Genomic DNA, 16,383 nt, shown 5'->3' with positions numbered 1-16,383 from the left:
CGTCGACAACGTCGGCGACACCGTCACCGAAACCAGCACCCTGACGAACGAGATCGACACCGTCCGTGCATCGATTGACTGGACACTGGGCGCCAACCTGGAAAACCTCGTGCTCACCGGCAACGCCGTCAACGGCACCGGCAACGCGCTGAACAACACGCTGACCGGCAACGCGGCGGCCAACACCCTTGATGGCGGCGCAGGCGCTGACACCATGATCGGCGGCGACGGCGTCGACACCTACTACGTCGACAACGTCGGTGATGTGGTCATCGAAACCGATGTCTCGCTGACCGCCCTCGACCGCGTGTTCGCCTCCATCGATTACACCCTCGGCGCCAACGTCGAGAACCTGATCCTCACCGGTAATGGCAATCTTAACGGCACCGGCAACGCGGTCAGTAACCGTATGACCGGTAACGCTGGTGACAACATTCTCGACGGCGGCGCCGGCATCGACACGCTGATTGGGGGCTTGGGCAACGACACTTATGTCGTCGACAACGCTGGCGACATCATCACCGAGACTAGCACCCTGGCGAACGAAATCGACACCGTCCGCGCGTCGGTTGACTGGACACTGGGCGCCAACCTGGAAAATCTGGTGCTGACCGGCAACGCCATCAACGGCACCGGCAACAGCCTGAACAACTTGCTCACCGGCAACGCCTTGAACAACACCCTCAGCGGCGGCGCCGGTGACGACACCCTCGACGGTGGCCTCGGCGCCGACACCATGATCGGTGGCGACGGCGTTGATACCTACTACGTCGACAACGTCGGTGATGTGGTGATCGAAACCGACGCCTCGCTGACCGCACTTGACCGCGTGTTCGCGAGCATCGACTACACCCTCGGCGCCAACGTCGAAAATCTGATCCTGATCGGCAGCGCCAACCTCAACGGCACTGGCAACGCGGTCAACAACCGCATGACCGGAAACATCGGCAACAATATCCTCGACGGCGGCATGGGTGCCGACACGATGATAGGCGGCGCCGGCAACGACACCTACGTTGTGGATAACATCAACGATGTCGTGATCGAGCAGGTCGGCGAAGGGCATGATCTGGTCAGAACCAGTTTCAGCTATACCCTCGGCGCCAACGTTGAAGATTTGACGATGACTGGCAGTGCCGATGGATCGCTCACAGGCAACGCACTGGACAACGTCATCACCGGTAACGCTGGCACCAACTATATCGATGGCGGGCTTGGCGCTGACACCCTGATTGGTGGCGGCGGCAGCGATGTCTATATCGTGGATAACATCAACGATGTTGTCATTGAGCTCGCCGATGGCGGGAATGATAGCGTCTGGACCAGTGTGGACTACACACTCTCGGAGAATGTCGAAGACGGCATGATGATTGGCAAAAACAATCTGAACCTGACCGGTAATGCGCTGGACAACAACCTGAATGGTAACGAGGGCAACAATATCCTGTCGGGTGGACTCGGTGCCGACCGGATGTTCGGCGCGGGCGGCGACGATACGTATATCGTGGATAACGTCAATGATGTCGTGCTGGAAGCCCCGGATAAAGGTCACGACCTTGTCCGCACCTCGGTCGACTACACACTCGGAGACAACGTCGAAGACGGCACCCTGCTCGGTAGCGCCGACCTGTCGCTATGGGGTAACAACCTCGATAACATCCTGACGGGGAACGCCGGCAACAACGTCATCTGGGGTTATGACGGTATCGACAAACTGTACGGTGGCGCCGGTAACGACACGCTGTACGGCGGATTGGGCAACACCACGCTCAACGGTGGCACAGGCGCCGACTCCTTTGCCTTCACCAATCTGTTCCTCATGAATGCAGGAGTGCCTGGGGGCGGCCCGCACAACGTGATTGCCGATTTCAACGCACTGGATGGGGACAAAATCGATTTCTCCGACTTTGACAGTTCGCCTAATACCCTCGGCCTCCAACACATGACGTTCATTGGCTCCAATGAGTTCACCGGGTTCGGCCAGCTGCGTTTCGTGGATCAGGTCCTGTCGGGGAACATGAGCCCAAACGAAGGTGGATACTTCGAAGTGCAACTGGTGGGTGTCCACTCGCTCAGTGCGAACGACGTCATCGTCTGATCCCATCGCTGTCTGAAACAAACGAAGCTGAAAAATGAAAACACCCCGCCGAGGCGGGGTGTTTTTTTGGTCGCGTTTTTTATCCGCTAGGCCAGCAAGCCCAGCGCTTTGGCCCGCGCCACTGCCTGCGTCCGCCGCTCAACCCCCAGCTTGCTGTTGATGTGGCTGGCGTGGGTTTTTACCGTGTGCAGCGAAATGAACAACTGCTCGCTGATTTCCTGGTTCGAACATCCCTGAGCAATCAACCGCAGTACCGCCAGTTCGCGGCTGCTGAGCTGCTCGGTGACCGTGGACTCCTGCATCGGCCGGGCCGCCGCCGGCGGCGGCAAATGCTCGAGCAGTTGCCGGCCCGCCAGGCCGGGTGAAGCCAGCAGTTGCCCACGCAGCCAGTCCGTGTGTTCCTTGACCAATCCGTCGAATGGCTGCAACACGCCACCCGCCGCGAATTCCAGCGCCTGGCTCAAAGCCTTGCGCGCTTCCGGCTCGCGTCCGCCCGCCAGCAGCAACGCGACCTTCTGCGTCAACGCCATCACACTGAGCAATTGCCGTCCCGTCTGCTGGCCGTTCTCGTGCAACACGTTCAATCGCCCTTCGGCGAGCATTGGTTTCCCCTTGATGACATCCAGCAGTGCCTGTTGCAACTCCACGTGCAATGGCAGTTGTGGATGAAACTCCGGTGGCGCCGCCGCGCGCTCGCCAGTGTAGGTCTGGCCCAGTCGCGCGAGCCAGGCTTCGGCCAGATCAGTACGCCCCTGGGCCAGCCACAGCTCGCATTTGACCAGGGTAATCATCGCCAGATAGTAGATCGGCGGGACGTCCCAGATATGCATCAAGCGCTCGGCCTCGGCCAGTTCAGCGAAGGCCTTGGCGAACTCACCGATGCTGCCGTCGAGCCGGGCGATCACGCAATGGCCGATCAGCACACTGATATCACGGCAGGCCCGCGCCTCGCCGATCCCGGCCAGCAGGCAGACGCGTGCGGCCTGAGGCTGCAAACGCATCGCCAGTAGAAAACCTTCATACAACGTCAGCCGTGCACGCACCGCGTACAGGCGTTGCGGTGACAAACCGCGCAGACGCTCCAGGCCCTGATGCACTTCATCCAGCGCCCGCAGGATTTCGCCACGAGACTGCAACACGCGGGCACGGTCGTAATGGGCCAGGGCTTCGAACAGTGGATTGCCAACCCGCTGCGCCAGCTCAAGGGATTCGCGATTGAGCCCTCGGGCACGCCACAGATCGCCGTCGGCAATGGCCAGGTTGGACAAGGTCGACAGGCACATCAGCCGCTGGCCGTAGCGCTTGGCCGGCAGGCTTTCCAGCGCCTCGGTGCAATATCTGAGCGTCAACTCGCGATGGCCGCGCCCCCGGGCAATGATCCCGCTCAACGCCAGCCATTGCGCCAGCATCGATTTCTGCGCCGTGGCCGACGGGGCCGGCAGAAAGCGGCTCAAATGGCTGGACAACTCTTCGGCGGCATCGAGCTGACAGGCCAGCCCCAGCGCCCAGCTGTACAGCACGATCAGGCGCGGCGTGCTGATCAGCAGGCTGTCAGGCAGGTCCATTTTCCAGCGCAGCAACATGCCGACGTTCTGTTCGGCCAGCAATTGTTCTTCGGAGAGGTTCTGCACCAGATTCGCCGCCACATCGAGATGGCCCGCACGCAAGGCCTGCTCTACCGCTTCATCGAGCAATCCCTGGGCGTTGAACCAGCGACAGGCGCGCAGGTGCAACGTCGCGGTCGGCACCAGCGCCTGGGCGACAGGCCGACTGCGCAGCAGATCGGAAAACAAATGGTGATAGCGATACCAATGCCCGTGCTCGTCCAGCGGCACCAGAAAGACCTGATGCGCGAGGAGAAAACGCAAAATTTCGGCGCTGTCGTGGGCTTCGCGCACGGCATCGCACAGCTCGCTGCAGAAGCGCTCCTGGGGTGCCGTGTCATAAAGAAAGGCCTGCACTTCCGCAGGCAGGCAATCGATGACTTCCTCCAGCAGATAGTCGCGAATCAGCCCTTCGCCACCGTTCAGCGCTTGTGGCAAGGCGGCAGCGCTGCCGGCCTCGGCCACTGCCAGCAACCAGAAACGCAGCCCGGCAACCCAGCCTTCACTGCGCTGGATCAGGTTTTCCAGCGCCTCACCGCGCAGCGAAGTGCTGTGGCGATCAAGCAGGGTCAGGGCTTCATCGTGGGTCAGGCGCAGGTCCTGCTCGTGAAGTTCCAGCAATTGCCGCGACAGGCGCAAGCGCGCCAGGTGCCAGTCCGGCCGCTGCCGACTGGTGACCATGACCAGCAAGCCGTCAGGCAGATGATTGAGGAAAAACTGCAGGCAACGGTCGAGTACCGGGCCCTGGGCGAGATGGTAGTCGTCGAGCACCAGCAGCAACGGTGCCGCCGGATCGAGGTGCAGCGCCAGCTCGTCAAGCAAACCGTCCAGCCATTCTTCGAAGGCGAACGGCTGATGACGCTGGCGCATTTTCAACAGGCCGAGTGCACGGCTACCCAGTTGCGCAAAGTAGTCCTGCAACCCTTCGAGCAGGCGTTCGAGAAAGCGCCCCGGATCGTTGTCGCGCGGGCTCAAACCCAACCATAGACTTTGCCACTGCGCCGGCAGGCTCTGACAGAACTCCACCGCCAGCGAACTCTTGCCGAATCCAGCCGGTGCGCTGATCAGCAACAGGCGTCCACCGAGCCCGGCTTGCAGGCGCTCGCACAAGCGTGGTCGCAGTACATAGCCGTCAGGCAGCGGCGGGCGAAAAAAACGCCCGTCCAGTGCCGCGACGGCAACGCTTGCAGGACCCGGAAGTGGGGACAGATCAGTCATGGCCGGCTCTTGTTTGAATGGCTATTGGCGGCGTTGCAGATGTCCGCAGACTAGCCTTAAACGAAGAGGGAATGAAGGTCGCCGCTACAAATGGCTACAAAAAAGCTACAGATAAAAAAACGCCCCGAACCGGTCGGGGCGTTTTTCACGAGGATGCGGCCTCGCGGTTACAGCGGTTTAGCGAATACCATCCTGACGCAGGGCGGCCGGGGTGAAGTCGCTGGTGGTGGCGGTGAAGCCGAAGTCATACGCCTGTTTCTCTTCGTTCTTCATGCCCAGCGCCAGGTAGCGGCCGGACTGCAGGTCGTAGAGGGTTTCCAGGGCGTACCACGGCACTTGCTTGTCGTAGTAGTTCTCGGCATGCGCCTCGGCCACACGCCACAGTTGACCACGACCGTCGTAATGGTCGATGACCGCTGCTTGCCAGGTGTCCTCGTCGATGTAGAAGTCACGCTTGGCGTAGATGTGACGCTGGCCTTCCTTCAGGGTGGCGACCACGTGCCAGACGCGGCGCAGTTCGTAACGCGCCAGATCCTGGTTGATGTGGCCGGCCTTGATGATGTCGGCGTACTTCAGCTTCGGATCGTCGAGCTTGTAGCTGTCGGAGGCGATGTACATTTCCTTTTTGCCTTCGAGCTTCCAGTCGTAGCGATCCGGCGCACCGTTGAACATGTCGAGGTTGTCGGAGGTGCGCAAGCCATCCGCCGCTGTGCCCGGGCCGTCATAGGACACCTGTGGCGCACGGCGCACACGACGCTGACCGGCGTTGTAGACCCACGCCGAACGCGGCTCCTTCACCTGGTCGAGGGTTTCGTGCACCAGCAGTACGCCACCGGCCAGACGTGCCGGCGCGGTCACTTTCTGCTTGAAGTAGAACAGGATGTTGCCCGGGTTCGCCGGATCGTAGTCTTTCATCTTGTCGCGGAACACGAACTGATCCTGGAAGTACACCAGGCTGTACGAACCGTTCGGTTGCGGTGTGGCCTGGGTCACCAGACGGGTCACGCTGCCGCCGCGATAACGGGTGATGTGGTTCCAGATCACTTCCACACCGGTTTTTGGAATAGGGAACGGCACGGCGGTATCGAAGTTTTCCAGACCGTTGCCGCCGGACACCAGATTGGTGTTGGTGGCGTTTTTCTTGATGGCGGCGAATACCTCATCCGGCACGGTCGCACCGCGATGGGACGGATAGACCGGCATCTTGAAGGTGTCCGGATAGCGCTTGAACATCGCGTACTGACCCGGCGCAAGCTTGTCCTTGTACTTGTCGACGTCCTTCGCCGTGATGGTGAACAGCGGCTGCTCACTGGCATACGGGTTGGACAGGAATCCCTTGCTGTCGACCGAACCGGCATTCTTCGGCAGCGGTTTCCAGGCCGGGATCGAACCGTCGGCGTTACCGGCCATTTCAGCGCCCATCGGCGTCAGGCTTTTGCCCAGTTTGTCGGCTTCGGCAGCAGGTACGGCCGCCATGACACTGGTCGCCAGCAGCGACAGGCCCAGAACACCGGCGTGGAACAGACTCTTTGTTATTTTCATATGTGTGTTCGTCCTGAAATGCAGTGCTTAGAAGTTCACGCCGAAGCTGAGCGCCACGAAGTCGCGGTCATCCACGGTGGTGTACTTGCCGTCAAAGAAATTGGTGTAGGCCAGGCTCGCGGTGTAGGTGTTCTGGTATTCGGCGTCGACACCGAGGCTGACGGCCTTGCGTCCTTCCTCGAAGTTGCCGCCAGGGCCTGGCGAGTAACCGCTGACGTCATGGGACCAGGCCACGTTCGGCTTGAGGTTCACGCCGGCAAACACGTCGTTGTATTCCCAGATGGCGCGACCGCGGTAGCCCCACGATGCCGAAGTGGTGAAACCTTCGTTGGTGCAATTACGGCTGCGGTTGTTCTGCGGCGATCCTGGACCGGCACCGTTGATGGTGCTGGCGTTGAGGATATTGGCGCAGGTGTCGGCGGTGCCGGTGGCCGGCAGTTCGCCCGGACCGTAGACCGGGTCACGGCCATAGCGCACGTCAGAGGAGCTTTCCAGCCCACCGACGTAAGTCACGCCGACTTCACCGACGAGGGTCAGACGGCTGGCGCCCATGACCTGATCGAAGAAGTGCGTCAGGGTCGTCTGCAGCTGGGTGATTTCCTTGCGGCGATAGCCGTGCAGGTCCTGGCCCGGAACGCCGTTGAGCAGCGAAGCATTGGTCAGCGCACCGCCCAGTGGACGCACACCGGCGAACAGGATGTCGGTGGAGTTCAACTGTACCGGCGCGTTCGGACGGTAGCTGATCTCGCCGCTCCACGCCGTACCGGTAGGCAGGGTGGTCGAGAAGCTCAAGCCATAAAGACGAATGTCTTCAGGGTATTCAACGAAGTACTGCGAGTTGCCCGCGACCAGCAACGGGCCGAGTGCGGCAAATGGCCCCGGCAGCGCCCGCGCGGTGTTGTAGACCGATTGCGGTGCACCGGTGGCGCTGAAGATCGGCGCACGGCTGTGATAATTCATGAAGTAGGCACCGAACTCGGTGTCCAGCGGCTCGTACATGTACCTGAACGAGGCGCCCCACTGGCCGCTGTCACGGGCATCGCGGTCGCCGCCACGGCGTACCAGCACGCCCTCCTCGTTGACGTTGACGCCATTCGCCGCCAATGGCCCGAGGGCGATGGCCGGGATTTGCGAACGCTTGTTCAACACGCGCAGATTGTCGGTGCAACCGTCGGCGATGATGTCCGGTTGCGAGAAGAAGGTGCCGCAGTTGTCGACGACCGTCTGGTCCCATTCCAGTTGATAGAACGCTTCGGCCGAGAGGTTCTCGGTCAGGCTCTGGGACACGTAGAACATGTTGACCGGGATCAGGCCTTCCTTGATCTCGGCGCCCGGACGACGGAACGCGGAGACGTCGATCGGGTTGATCGAGTTGATACCGCTGCCGATGAAGGTACTTTCACCCCAGCTCACCACCTGCTTGCCCAGACGCACGGAACCCGGCTGATCGGCAACCGAGTAGTTGTGGTAGACGAAGGCGTCGAGGATCTGCCCGCCGGACGACTTGGCGCCTTCCTTGCGGTTGCTGTCGCTGATGTCCTTGAACTGGCGGCTTTCGTCCTTGAGCTCGAAGTCGTACCAGTATTTGCCACGGACGAACACGCCGGTATCGCCGTATTTCAGTTCAAGGTCATGGATGCCCTTGAAGATTTTCGAGAAGGTTTCACCGCTCTTGAAGTTGGCGTGACCGTCATCGGACGTCTGCGACAGACCGTGGCCGCCGTTGTTGACGCCGATGAGGTTCTTGTTCGGGCTCTGAGTAGACCAACTGGCACCAATCGACAGGGACGAGTCGACCTGGCCTTCGATTTCACCGACGTTGAAACTGACGCCGAATGCAGGCCCGGCGAGCGAGGAGGCAAGACTGACCGCCAGAGGCAGTTTCGCCCGGCGCCAGAACTGGTTTACTGAGGTCATCGACGCTACTCCATGTGCATTATTGTTATGGCAGTGAGTATTTTCAAAAACGCTGTGGAAGACCGGACGTCAGGGCAGTCCGAAATCCTTCCAAAGTTGCTCGCCCCAATCAGTGCGTGTGCTCCGTTCTTAAAAATCCTTGAGCGGACTATAGCCAGCAGGTGGTACTGCTTGATCCCTCTAAAGTGTGATTTGCAGCTGCCGGCCACTCTGGAACAGTCCTTTCGCCAGTCCGACACATGTCGGCACGGCAAGGATGGCTGATTTTTTCGATTTCACAAGCCAAGCGCTTGCTTGGTGGGGCTGGCGCGCCGTTTTCGGCGCGCCAGGGACACTCAAAGTGTCGAGAGGAAGGTGCTGTTGTTGGCCTGCCATTCGGTGATGTCGAGGCGGATACGCTTCTTGTCGAGCTTGCCGACACTGGTCTTGGGAATTTCGGTAACAAGGGCGATCTGACTCGGAATCGCCCACTTGCTCAGGTGCCCCAATTCCACGAACGGCTTGAGGTGTTCCTTGAGTTCGCGCGCCCCGATGACGTGCCCTTCGCGGATCACCAGCAAGGCAAACGGGCGCTCGCCCCACTGCGGATCGGCGATGCCCACCACTGCTACTTCGCGTACCGCTACGTGACGGCTGATCAGGTCTTCGAGGTCCAGCGAGGAGATCCATTCGCCACCGGTCTTGATCACGTCCTTGATGCGGTCGCGGATGTCGATCACGCCCATGCTGTCGAGCGTCGCCACGTCGCCGGTATGCAGCCAGCCGCCGGCCCAGAGTTCGGCGCCCTTCTGTGGTTCGTTGAAATAACCTTCGGTGAGCCACGGCGCGCGCAGCACCAGTTCGCCCTGAGTCTCGCCGTCGGCCGGCAGGAAGTTGCCGTCGCCGTCGATGATCGCCGCCTCTACCAGCGGCCCCGGGACACCGGCCTTGATCCGATAGGTGGTGCGCTCGTCCTCAGTGCCGGCCATCAATTCATCGTTGAGATGCGCACAGGAAACCAGCGGCCCGGTTTCCGACATGCCGTAAGCGGCCGTCAGTTGAATGCCCTTGCTCTTGGCGGTTTCGTAAAGCGTGCGGTTCAGCGCGCTACCGCCGATGACGATTTTCCAGCCGCCGAAATCGGTGGCTTGCGCGCCTTTGGCGTTCAGCAGCATTTGCAGGATGGTCGGCACGCAATGGGAAAACGTGACCTTCTCCTTGCGCCACAACTCCACGAGGAACTCGGGGTCGTAGCGCCCCGGATAAACCTGCTTGAGACCGAGCATGGTCGCCACATACGGCAGGCCCCAGGCGTGAACGTGGAACATCGGCGTGATCGGCATGTACACATCGTTGGTGCCGAGCAGGCGCACGCTGTCGATGGAACCCATGATCGTCGACACGCCCATGGTGTGCAGGACCAGTTGCCGGTGGGTGAAATACACGCCCTTCGGATTGCCGGTGGTGCCGGTGGTGTAGAACGTGGTGGCGACCGAGTTTTCGTCGAAGTCCTGGAAGTCGTATTGCGGGCTCGCAGCAGCCAGCAGTTGCTCATACTCGCCGAGCAGATTCGGCAGCTCGGCGGTTTTTTCCGGCAGATCGTTGAGCAGCAGGGTTTTCTCGACCGTGGTCAGGTGCGGCGCAATCGCCTGATACAAACCGACGAACTCGCTGTTGACCAGCACAAAGCGGTCCTCGGCGTGGTTCATGGTGTAGAGGATCTGTTCCGGCGACAGACGCACGTTGATGGTGTGGATCACCGCACCGATCATCGGAATGGCAAACATGCATTCGAGGTAACGATGACTGTCCCAGTCCATCACCGCCACGGTGTCACCCGCCTTCACACCGGCTGCCGTCAGCACGTTGGCCAGCCGTGCGACGCGCTCGATCAGGGTCGGATAGCTGTAGCGTATCTGGTCACGGTAGATGATCTCGCGGGTTTTCTCGTAACGGGCGCCGGACATCAGCAGTCGTTTGATCAGCAATGGATACTGGTAGGCCCCATCGGCCGGGGGAATGACGCGAGTCTGCAACATAAGAATCCCTTTTCTGACTGCACGGTGTTGGCGTAGAGAGCGGTACTCTAGAACCCTTATACGCCGGCCAAATCAGCCAAAGGAATGATTTGCAAAGCCGTACAAATGCTAGCTTTGCGCCAGCATTTGCCGGGTTTTGTCACTGTTCAGGCGGTTTGCCCTACGGCCGCTTCCGATGGCGTGCGTGGGAAAACCACCGCCGCGAGGAAGGTCAGCGCGCCGAAACCCGCGAGAATCAAGTAAAGACCTACGAACCCGTGGCGTGGTTCGACATAGGAAATCAGCGGAATCGCCGTGGCACTGGCGCCGAACGACAAGCAGTAACGCAAGGCAAACACCCGCGATTGCCATTGCGGTGCGACGAAGTTGGCGACCATCGCATCGTTGACCGTGACCTGACCGAACACCACAAACATGAACGCTGCACCAAGGGCGATCACCTCCCAACCATCGGCGTAAGCCAGTGCAAACAACAGTGGCGCCTGACAAAGGGTCAGAACAATGAACGGCCATTTCAGGCTGAGCCGATGCAAAACCCGGCCAATGCTCAATTGCGCGACCGCACCAAAGGCATAAGCCAGGCTGACCACCACGCCAAGGGTTTGCGGCGAAGCAAACAACTCATGCAGACGCTCTTGGAACAATTTCGGATAGGTCATCGTGGTGGCGTTGAACACCACACCACCGGTGGCCGTGGCCAACGCCAGCACGCCGAACACCATCACCATCGAAATGCGCTGACCGGCGACGCCTTTGAGCGGCGTGTGCGGGCGTTTCGGGATCGGTTCTTCGCGCACCTGCACGGCGAAACCGACGCCCAACACAATCGCCACCGCGCCCGGTAACAGAAATGCCGAACGCCAGCCGAACTGCGCCACCAGCAAGCCAGTGATCAGCGCCGAAAACGCCACGCCAAGATTGCCCCACATGCCGTTGATACCGATTTCACGGCCCCGGTTTTGCGCATAAGCCACCAGCATCGCCGTGCCCACCGGGTGGTAGATCGCGGCAAAAATGCCGATCAGGGTCAGGCCGATCACCAGCATGGTCGGACTGTTGCTGAGGCCGGTGAAAATTGCCGAAGCGCCGATGCCGAAGAAAAACACCAGCATCATCTGCCGACGACTCCAGTGATCGCCCAGCCAACCGGCGGGTAGCGAGCAGGCACCGAAGGCAATAAAGCCCCCCAGTGACAGCCCGATCAGCGCGGCATAGTCGAGACCAAAGGCCTGCGTCATGCCGAGCACGGCGGCGGGAAAAATCAGCATGAACATGTGATCGATCACATGCGCGGCGTTGATGTAGCGGATGACGTTTCTCGATTGATTCATGGCGGCACGCTTTACGTTGTTGTGTGCCGCTTATGCTAAGTTGGCGAAAAAGCGCATTCCTGCCAAACAAGTCATCGAATCCGACATGTTGATCAGCCACTTCGAACATGGTCCGGTGAGCGCCTACCCCCGGGATTATCTGGACGGCGCGCACCAGCCGTTGCACCTGCATCGCGAGGCGCAGTTGTTGTATGCCGTCAGCGGGATCATGCGCGTAGTCACAGAGCGGGGGGCGTGGGTGATTCCCCCCAGTCGTGCGGTGTGGATTCCGCCAGAGGTGGCGCACGAGATTTTCATGAGTGGCGACGTGCAGATGCGCTCGTTGTTCATCGCTCCCGAGTTGTCACCGGCCAGCCTTCAGCAGTGTTGCGTGCTCGCCGTGACGCCGTTGTTGCGCGAGTTGATCCTGCGCGCCGTGCAAGGCCCGCCGCACGCCGACAATCCGTTGATTCAGCAACTGATGCTCGAAGAGCTGGCCAGCCTGGAAAACCTGCCGCTGCACATTCCGATGCCGACTGACCGGCGCCTGCAGAACATATGTCTGGCACTGTTGCAAACCCCGGATCACCCGAACTCGCTGGAAGACTGGGCGCAGCAGGTCGGCGCCAGCTCACGGACATTGGCGCGGCTGTTTCAGCAACAATTACAGATGAGCTTCAACGCCTGGCGCCAGCAATTGCGCCTGATGGCGGCGCTGCCCCGCTTGCTCGCCGGGGACAGCGTGCAGCGTGTGGCGCGGGATCTGGGTTACGGCAGCGCGCGGGCGTTCAGCGCGATGTTTCGCCGTTTGCTGGGTGAAAATCCGCGTGATTACCTGAATAACCTGAGCAAACTCAGCGAACTCGTTTAGGGCCCTGTGGGAGCGGTTCTGCGATCAGTGCATCTCGGTGAAGGCGATTTTCACGCCGAGAGCAATCAGCACCGCGCCCATGGTGCGGTCGAACCAATGCCCCATACGGGCGAAACCGGCACGCACGCGCTGCTGGCTGAAGAGCATCGCCACCAGGCAAAACCAGACGGCGGTCGCGACGGCGAGATAAACGCCGTACCCGGCCTGGATCGCCAGCGGCGTGTGCGGATTGATCACCACGGTGAACAACGACAGGAAGAACAGCGTGGCTTTCGGATTCAAACCATTGGTCACGAAGCCCGAGGTGAACGCGCCGCGAGCGGTACGCACGCCAGCCTCTTTATGCAGATCGTCGGTCACGGTTTTCGCCGGTTGCGCACGCAACGCCTTGAAACCGATGTACAACAGATACGCTGCAGCGGCCCATTTCAAGGCGTTGAACAGCACAATCGATTGCGACACGATCAGGCCGATACCCAGCAACGAATAACCAACGTGCAGGAAAATCGCCGTCCCCACACCCAGTGCCGTCCAGGTGCCGGCGCGACGACCGTGGGTCACGCTCTCGCGCACCACCACGGCAAAGTCCGGCCCGGGACTGGCGACGGCCAGCAGGTGGATCAGGGCAACGGTCAAGAACTCGGTCCAGTACATGGATGCTCCTCTGGGGTCGTTCGTCAGATTGGACGCATCGCCTGAATGCTTTTCCCTGTGGGAGCGGGCTTGCTCGCGGATGCTGTGTGTCAGGCAACCTCCATTCGCCTGACACGTCCCCTTCGCGAGCAAGCCCGCTTCCACATGGTGAGCACCTCAGGCACTGCGTAACGTTTTGTTTCATCTGGTAGGCTCGGCAGATTACGCCCTACGCTCTCAGCACAAAAGGTACAGTTGATGACGAACACGCGCCGCGCGGTATTCCTTGATCACCCTTCGCTGGATCTCGGCGATCTCGATCTCAGTCCATTGCGTGACTGCTTCAGCGACCTGCAACTGTTCGCCCAGACCTTGCCCGAACAAGTCGCCGCACGCCTGCAAGGCGCTGCCGTGGCGATTTCCAACAAGATTCTGATCGACGCCGCCGCCATGGCTGCCAACCCCGATCTGAAACTGATCCTGATCACCGCCACCGGCACCAACAACGTCGACCTCGTCGCCGCCCGCGAGCGCGGCATCACTGTGTGCAACTGTCAGGGTTACGGCACGCCGTCGGTGGCGCAACACACGATCATGCTGTTGCTCAACCTCGCCACGCGTCTGACCGATTATCTGAAAGCTGTCGGCGAAGGGCGCTGGCAGCAGGCCAGACAGTTCTGCCTGCTCGACTATCCGATCGTTGAACTGGAAGGTAAAACCCTCGGGCTGCTCGGCCATGGCGAACTCGGTGGTGCCGTCGCGCGACTGGCCGAAGCGTTCGGCATGCACGTGCTGCTCGGGCAGATTCCCGGCCGCCCTGCCCGCCCGGATCGTCTGCCGTTGAACGAATTGTTGCCGCAGATCGACGCCCTCACCCTGCATTGCCCACTCAACGAACACACCCGTCATTTCATCGGTGCCCGCGAACTGGCGTCGATGAAACCCGGCGCCTTTGTGGTCAACACGGCGCGCGGCGGACTGATCGATGAACAGGCGCTGGCCGATGCCTTGCGCAATGGCCACCTCGGCGGCGCGGCCACCGATGTGTTGAGCGTCGAACCGCCGACCCAGGGCAATCCGCTGCTGGCCGCCGACATCCCGCGCCTGATCGTCACGCCGCACAACGCCTGGGGCAGTCGCGAAGCCCGCCAGCGTATCGTCGGTCAATTGACCGAAAACGCCCAGGCGTTCTTCAGCGGTAAGGCGCTGCGGGTCGTCAGTTGATAAACTGCGGCACTTTTTTTGAGGAGCAGTTATGGACCCGCGCAGTGAAGTACTGCTTCGTCAGCCCGAGTTGTTTCAAGGTTCGTTGTTGCTGGCCGGTTTACCTGCCGACGATTTGCTCGGCCGCCTGCCCAACGCCTTCGGCTGGTGCTGGCATGCCGGCGATCAAGCCGCGCTGGACGCCCGCTTCGAGGGCCGCAGCCATTTCGGCGTGAATGTCCCGGAGCGCGAGTTCGACAGCGCCGTGGTGTTCCTGCCCAAGTCCAAGGATCTGACCGATTACATCCTCAACGCCGTGGCTTCGCGTCTGGCTGGACGCGAAGTGTTTCTGGTCGGGGAAAAGCGCAGCGGCATCGAAGGCGCCTCCAAGCAACTCAACCCGTTCGGCAAGCCACGCAAGCTCGACAGCGCCCGCCATTGCCAGCTGTGGCAAGTGACGGTAGCCAACGCCCCTGAGGCGAAATCCCTGGAAAGCCTGGCGCAGACTTATGAACTGCCACTGGCTGAAGGCCCGTTGAAAGTCATCAGCCTGCCGGGCGTGTTCAGCCACGGTCGTCTTGATCGCGGTAGCGCCCTGCTGCTGGAGCATCTGGACAAGTTGCCGAGCGGTCACCTGCTCGACTTCGGTTGCGGCGCCGGTGTGTTGGGCGCGGCGGTCAAACGTCGCTATCCGCACAATCAGGTTACGTTGCTCGACGTCGATGCGTTTGCCGCGGCCAGCAGCCGTCTGACCTTGGCGGCCAACGGTCTGGAAGCCGAGGTACTGACCGGCGACGGTATCGATGCCGCGCCGATGGGTTTGAACGCGATTCTGAGTAACCCACCGTTCCATGTCGGGGTGCATACCGATTATTTCGCTACCGAGAACTTGCTGCGAAAAGCAGCAAAACATCTGAAAAACGGCGGCGAACTGCGCTTGGTGGCGAACAGCTTCCTGAAGTATCAGCCACTGATCGAGGAGCATCTCGGTGTGTGCGCAATCAAGGCCGAGGGCAATGGTTTCCGGATTTACCGGGCCAAGCGCGGGTGAAAATTTGTTCTTGCCCTATCGGTTTTGCGAAGGCAGAATCCGCTCCGTCCTAGGGGAGTAGTCTCCCACGAGCACCAAGCTCGTCCGGCATACGTCAACATACTTGATCCTCAGATCATGGCGTATGCGACCCAAGCGTCCGCAGCAGACGGATCGCAGGGTTTGACAAGACCTATGACACGCACACCTTACCCGGGGCGGGAAGGCTGTACGTGTCATAGCCGTGTCGACCCGCCCCTTAGGAAATCCTGATGCTGGACTCGTTACTCGTTCCCACCGCAATCGTTGCCTTGGCCGAAATCGGCGACAAGACGCAACTGCTCGCGCTGATTCTCGCCGCTCGCTTCCGCAAACCCTGGCCGATCATTGCCGGTATTGTCGCCGCGACCCTGGCCAACCACGCAGCAGCCGGTGCGGTAGGCGCCTGGTTCGGCAGTTTCTTCTCAGACTCGGTTCTTCACTGGATTCTCGCCGCGAGCTTTGCCGCCACCGCATTGTGGACACTGGTGCCGGACAAGATGGACGACGATGAAGCCAGCACCGCCCGCAAGTTCGGGCCATTCCTGACCACGCTGATTGCGTTCTTCCTCGCTGAAATCGGTGACAAGACCCAGATCGCCACGGTGATGCTGGCGGCGCAGTATCCGGAGTTGTGGCTGGTGATCATCGGGACGACCGCGGGCATGCTGATTGCCAACGTGCCGGTGGTATTGGCGGGTAATTTTGCGGCGGAGAAACTTCCCCTGACCTTGATCCGTCGCCTCGCGGCTTCGGCATTCATGATCCTGGCCGTTGTCGCGGTGTACAAGGCGATGCAGAGCAGTGGCTGGGTTTGATGGCGTAGGTCAGTAACACCGCGTCATCGTTCTTCGCGAGCAAGCCCGCTCCCACAGGGATATTCGGTCATCACACATTATG

The 16,383-nt window shown here is 60.7% G+C and carries 11 protein-coding genes and 1 riboswitch; of the genes, 5 read left to right on the top strand and 6 right to left on the bottom strand.

Features of this window, described 5'->3' with window-relative positions; all coding sequences use genetic code 11:
• Positions 1-2,098: calcium-binding protein (locus tag AACY19_RS24390; RefSeq protein WP_339454140.1), on the top strand; the 2,098-nt coding region annotated here is incomplete at its 5' end.
• 86 nt (positions 2,099-2,184) lie between these two features.
• On the opposite strand, the gene AACY19_RS24385 is transcribed toward AACY19_RS24390, so the two are convergent.
• The 5 genes from AACY19_RS24385 to AACY19_RS24365 all read right to left on the bottom strand — a co-directional run bounded on the left by AACY19_RS24385 (position 2,185) and on the right by AACY19_RS24365 (position 11,728).
• Positions 2,185-4,920 (bottom strand): LuxR C-terminal-related transcriptional regulator, encoded by a 2,736-nt coding sequence (locus tag AACY19_RS24385; protein WP_339454139.1) that lies wholly within the window; start codon positions 4,918-4,920, stop codon positions 2,185-2,187.
• Positions 4,921-5,097: 177 nt separating this feature from the next.
• A complete protein-coding gene (locus AACY19_RS24380; RefSeq protein ID WP_339454138.1) occupies positions 5,098-6,462 on the bottom strand; it encodes a DUF1329 domain-containing protein in 1,365 nt (454 codons plus the stop codon).
• 27 nt (positions 6,463-6,489) lie between these two features.
• On the bottom strand, positions 6,490-8,379 hold the full coding sequence (locus tag AACY19_RS24375; protein ID WP_339454137.1) for a DUF1302 domain-containing protein: 1,890 nt from the start codon (positions 8,377-8,379) through the stop codon (positions 6,490-6,492).
• Between the two features lie 335 nt (positions 8,380-8,714).
• A complete protein-coding gene (locus tag AACY19_RS24370; protein WP_339454136.1) occupies positions 8,715-10,397 on the bottom strand; it encodes a fatty acid--CoA ligase in 1,683 nt (560 codons plus the stop codon).
• Positions 10,398-10,543: 146 nt separating this feature from the next.
• Positions 10,544-11,728 carry an MFS transporter gene (locus tag AACY19_RS24365; RefSeq protein WP_339454135.1) on the bottom strand — a complete coding sequence of 395 codons (1,185 nt, stop codon included), beginning with the start codon at positions 11,726-11,728 and terminating at the stop codon, positions 10,544-10,546.
• 85 nt (positions 11,729-11,813) lie between these two features.
• On the opposite strand from AACY19_RS24365, the gene AACY19_RS24360 reads away from it, so the two are divergent.
• Positions 11,814-12,578 (top strand): AraC family transcriptional regulator, encoded by a 765-nt coding sequence (locus tag AACY19_RS24360; RefSeq protein WP_339454142.1) that lies wholly within the window; start codon positions 11,814-11,816, stop codon positions 12,576-12,578.
• Positions 12,579-12,602: 24 nt separating this feature from the next.
• Here the strand turns inward: AACY19_RS24360 and AACY19_RS24355 are convergent, their stop codons facing one another.
• Positions 12,603-13,232 (bottom strand): LysE family translocator, encoded by a 630-nt coding sequence (locus AACY19_RS24355; RefSeq protein WP_339454134.1) that lies wholly within the window; start codon positions 13,230-13,232, stop codon positions 12,603-12,605.
• Between the two features lie 237 nt (positions 13,233-13,469).
• Between AACY19_RS24355 and AACY19_RS24350 the strand changes: the two genes are divergently transcribed.
• The 3 genes from AACY19_RS24350 to AACY19_RS24340 all read left to right on the top strand — a co-directional run bounded on the left by AACY19_RS24350 (position 13,470) and on the right by AACY19_RS24340 (position 16,301).
• The gene (locus tag AACY19_RS24350; protein ID WP_339454133.1) at positions 13,470-14,435 is read left to right on the top strand and encodes a 2-hydroxyacid dehydrogenase; all 966 of its coding nucleotides are present in this window, start codon (positions 13,470-13,472) and stop codon (positions 14,433-14,435) included.
• Positions 14,436-14,466: 31 nt separating this feature from the next.
• Positions 14,467-15,465 carry a class I SAM-dependent methyltransferase gene (locus AACY19_RS24345; protein WP_102901153.1) on the top strand — a complete coding sequence of 333 codons (999 nt, stop codon included), beginning with the start codon at positions 14,467-14,469 and terminating at the stop codon, positions 15,463-15,465.
• 39 nt (positions 15,466-15,504) lie between these two features.
• Positions 15,505-15,629: riboswitch (yybP-ykoY riboswitch) on the top strand.
• Positions 15,630-15,716: 87 nt separating this feature from the next.
• A complete protein-coding gene (locus AACY19_RS24340; RefSeq protein WP_262151865.1) occupies positions 15,717-16,301 on the top strand; it encodes a TMEM165/GDT1 family protein in 585 nt (194 codons plus the stop codon).
• Positions 16,302-16,383 lie beyond the last annotated feature (82 nt).

Source organism: Pseudomonas sp. EA_5y_Pfl2_R50 (genome assembly GCF_963970475.1).
In the GTDB taxonomy this organism is placed as follows: domain Bacteria; phylum Pseudomonadota; class Gammaproteobacteria; order Pseudomonadales; family Pseudomonadaceae; genus Aquipseudomonas.
This window is presented reverse-complemented; position numbering and strand designations above follow the sequence as displayed.

Bases quoted from the DNA above. Each gene is read 5' to 3' on its own strand.
- AACY19_RS24345 (WP_102901153.1), top strand. From the start codon at position 14,467: ATGGACCCGCGCAGTGAAGTACTGCTTCGTCAGCCCGAGTTGTTTCAA.
- AACY19_RS24385 (WP_339454139.1), bottom strand. From the start codon at position 4,920: ATGACTGATCTGTCCCCACTTCCGGGTCCTGCAAGCGTTGCCGTCGCG.
- AACY19_RS24365 (WP_339454135.1), bottom strand. From the start codon at position 11,728: ATGAATCAATCGAGAAACGTCATCCGCTACATCAACGCCGCGCATGTG.
- AACY19_RS24375 (WP_339454137.1), bottom strand. From the start codon at position 8,379: ATGACCTCAGTAAACCAGTTCTGGCGCCGGGCGAAACTGCCTCTGGCG.
- AACY19_RS24360 (WP_339454142.1), top strand. From the start codon at position 11,814: ATGTTGATCAGCCACTTCGAACATGGTCCGGTGAGCGCCTACCCCCGG.
- AACY19_RS24355 (WP_339454134.1), bottom strand. From the start codon at position 13,232: ATGTACTGGACCGAGTTCTTGACCGTTGCCCTGATCCACCTGCTGGCC.
- AACY19_RS24340 (WP_262151865.1), top strand. From the start codon at position 15,717: ATGCTGGACTCGTTACTCGTTCCCACCGCAATCGTTGCCTTGGCCGAA.
- AACY19_RS24350 (WP_339454133.1), top strand. From the start codon at position 13,470: ATGACGAACACGCGCCGCGCGGTATTCCTTGATCACCCTTCGCTGGAT.
- AACY19_RS24370 (WP_339454136.1), bottom strand. From the start codon at position 10,397: ATGTTGCAGACTCGCGTCATTCCCCCGGCCGATGGGGCCTACCAGTAT.
- AACY19_RS24380 (WP_339454138.1), bottom strand. From the start codon at position 6,462: ATGAAAATAACAAAGAGTCTGTTCCACGCCGGTGTTCTGGGCCTGTCG.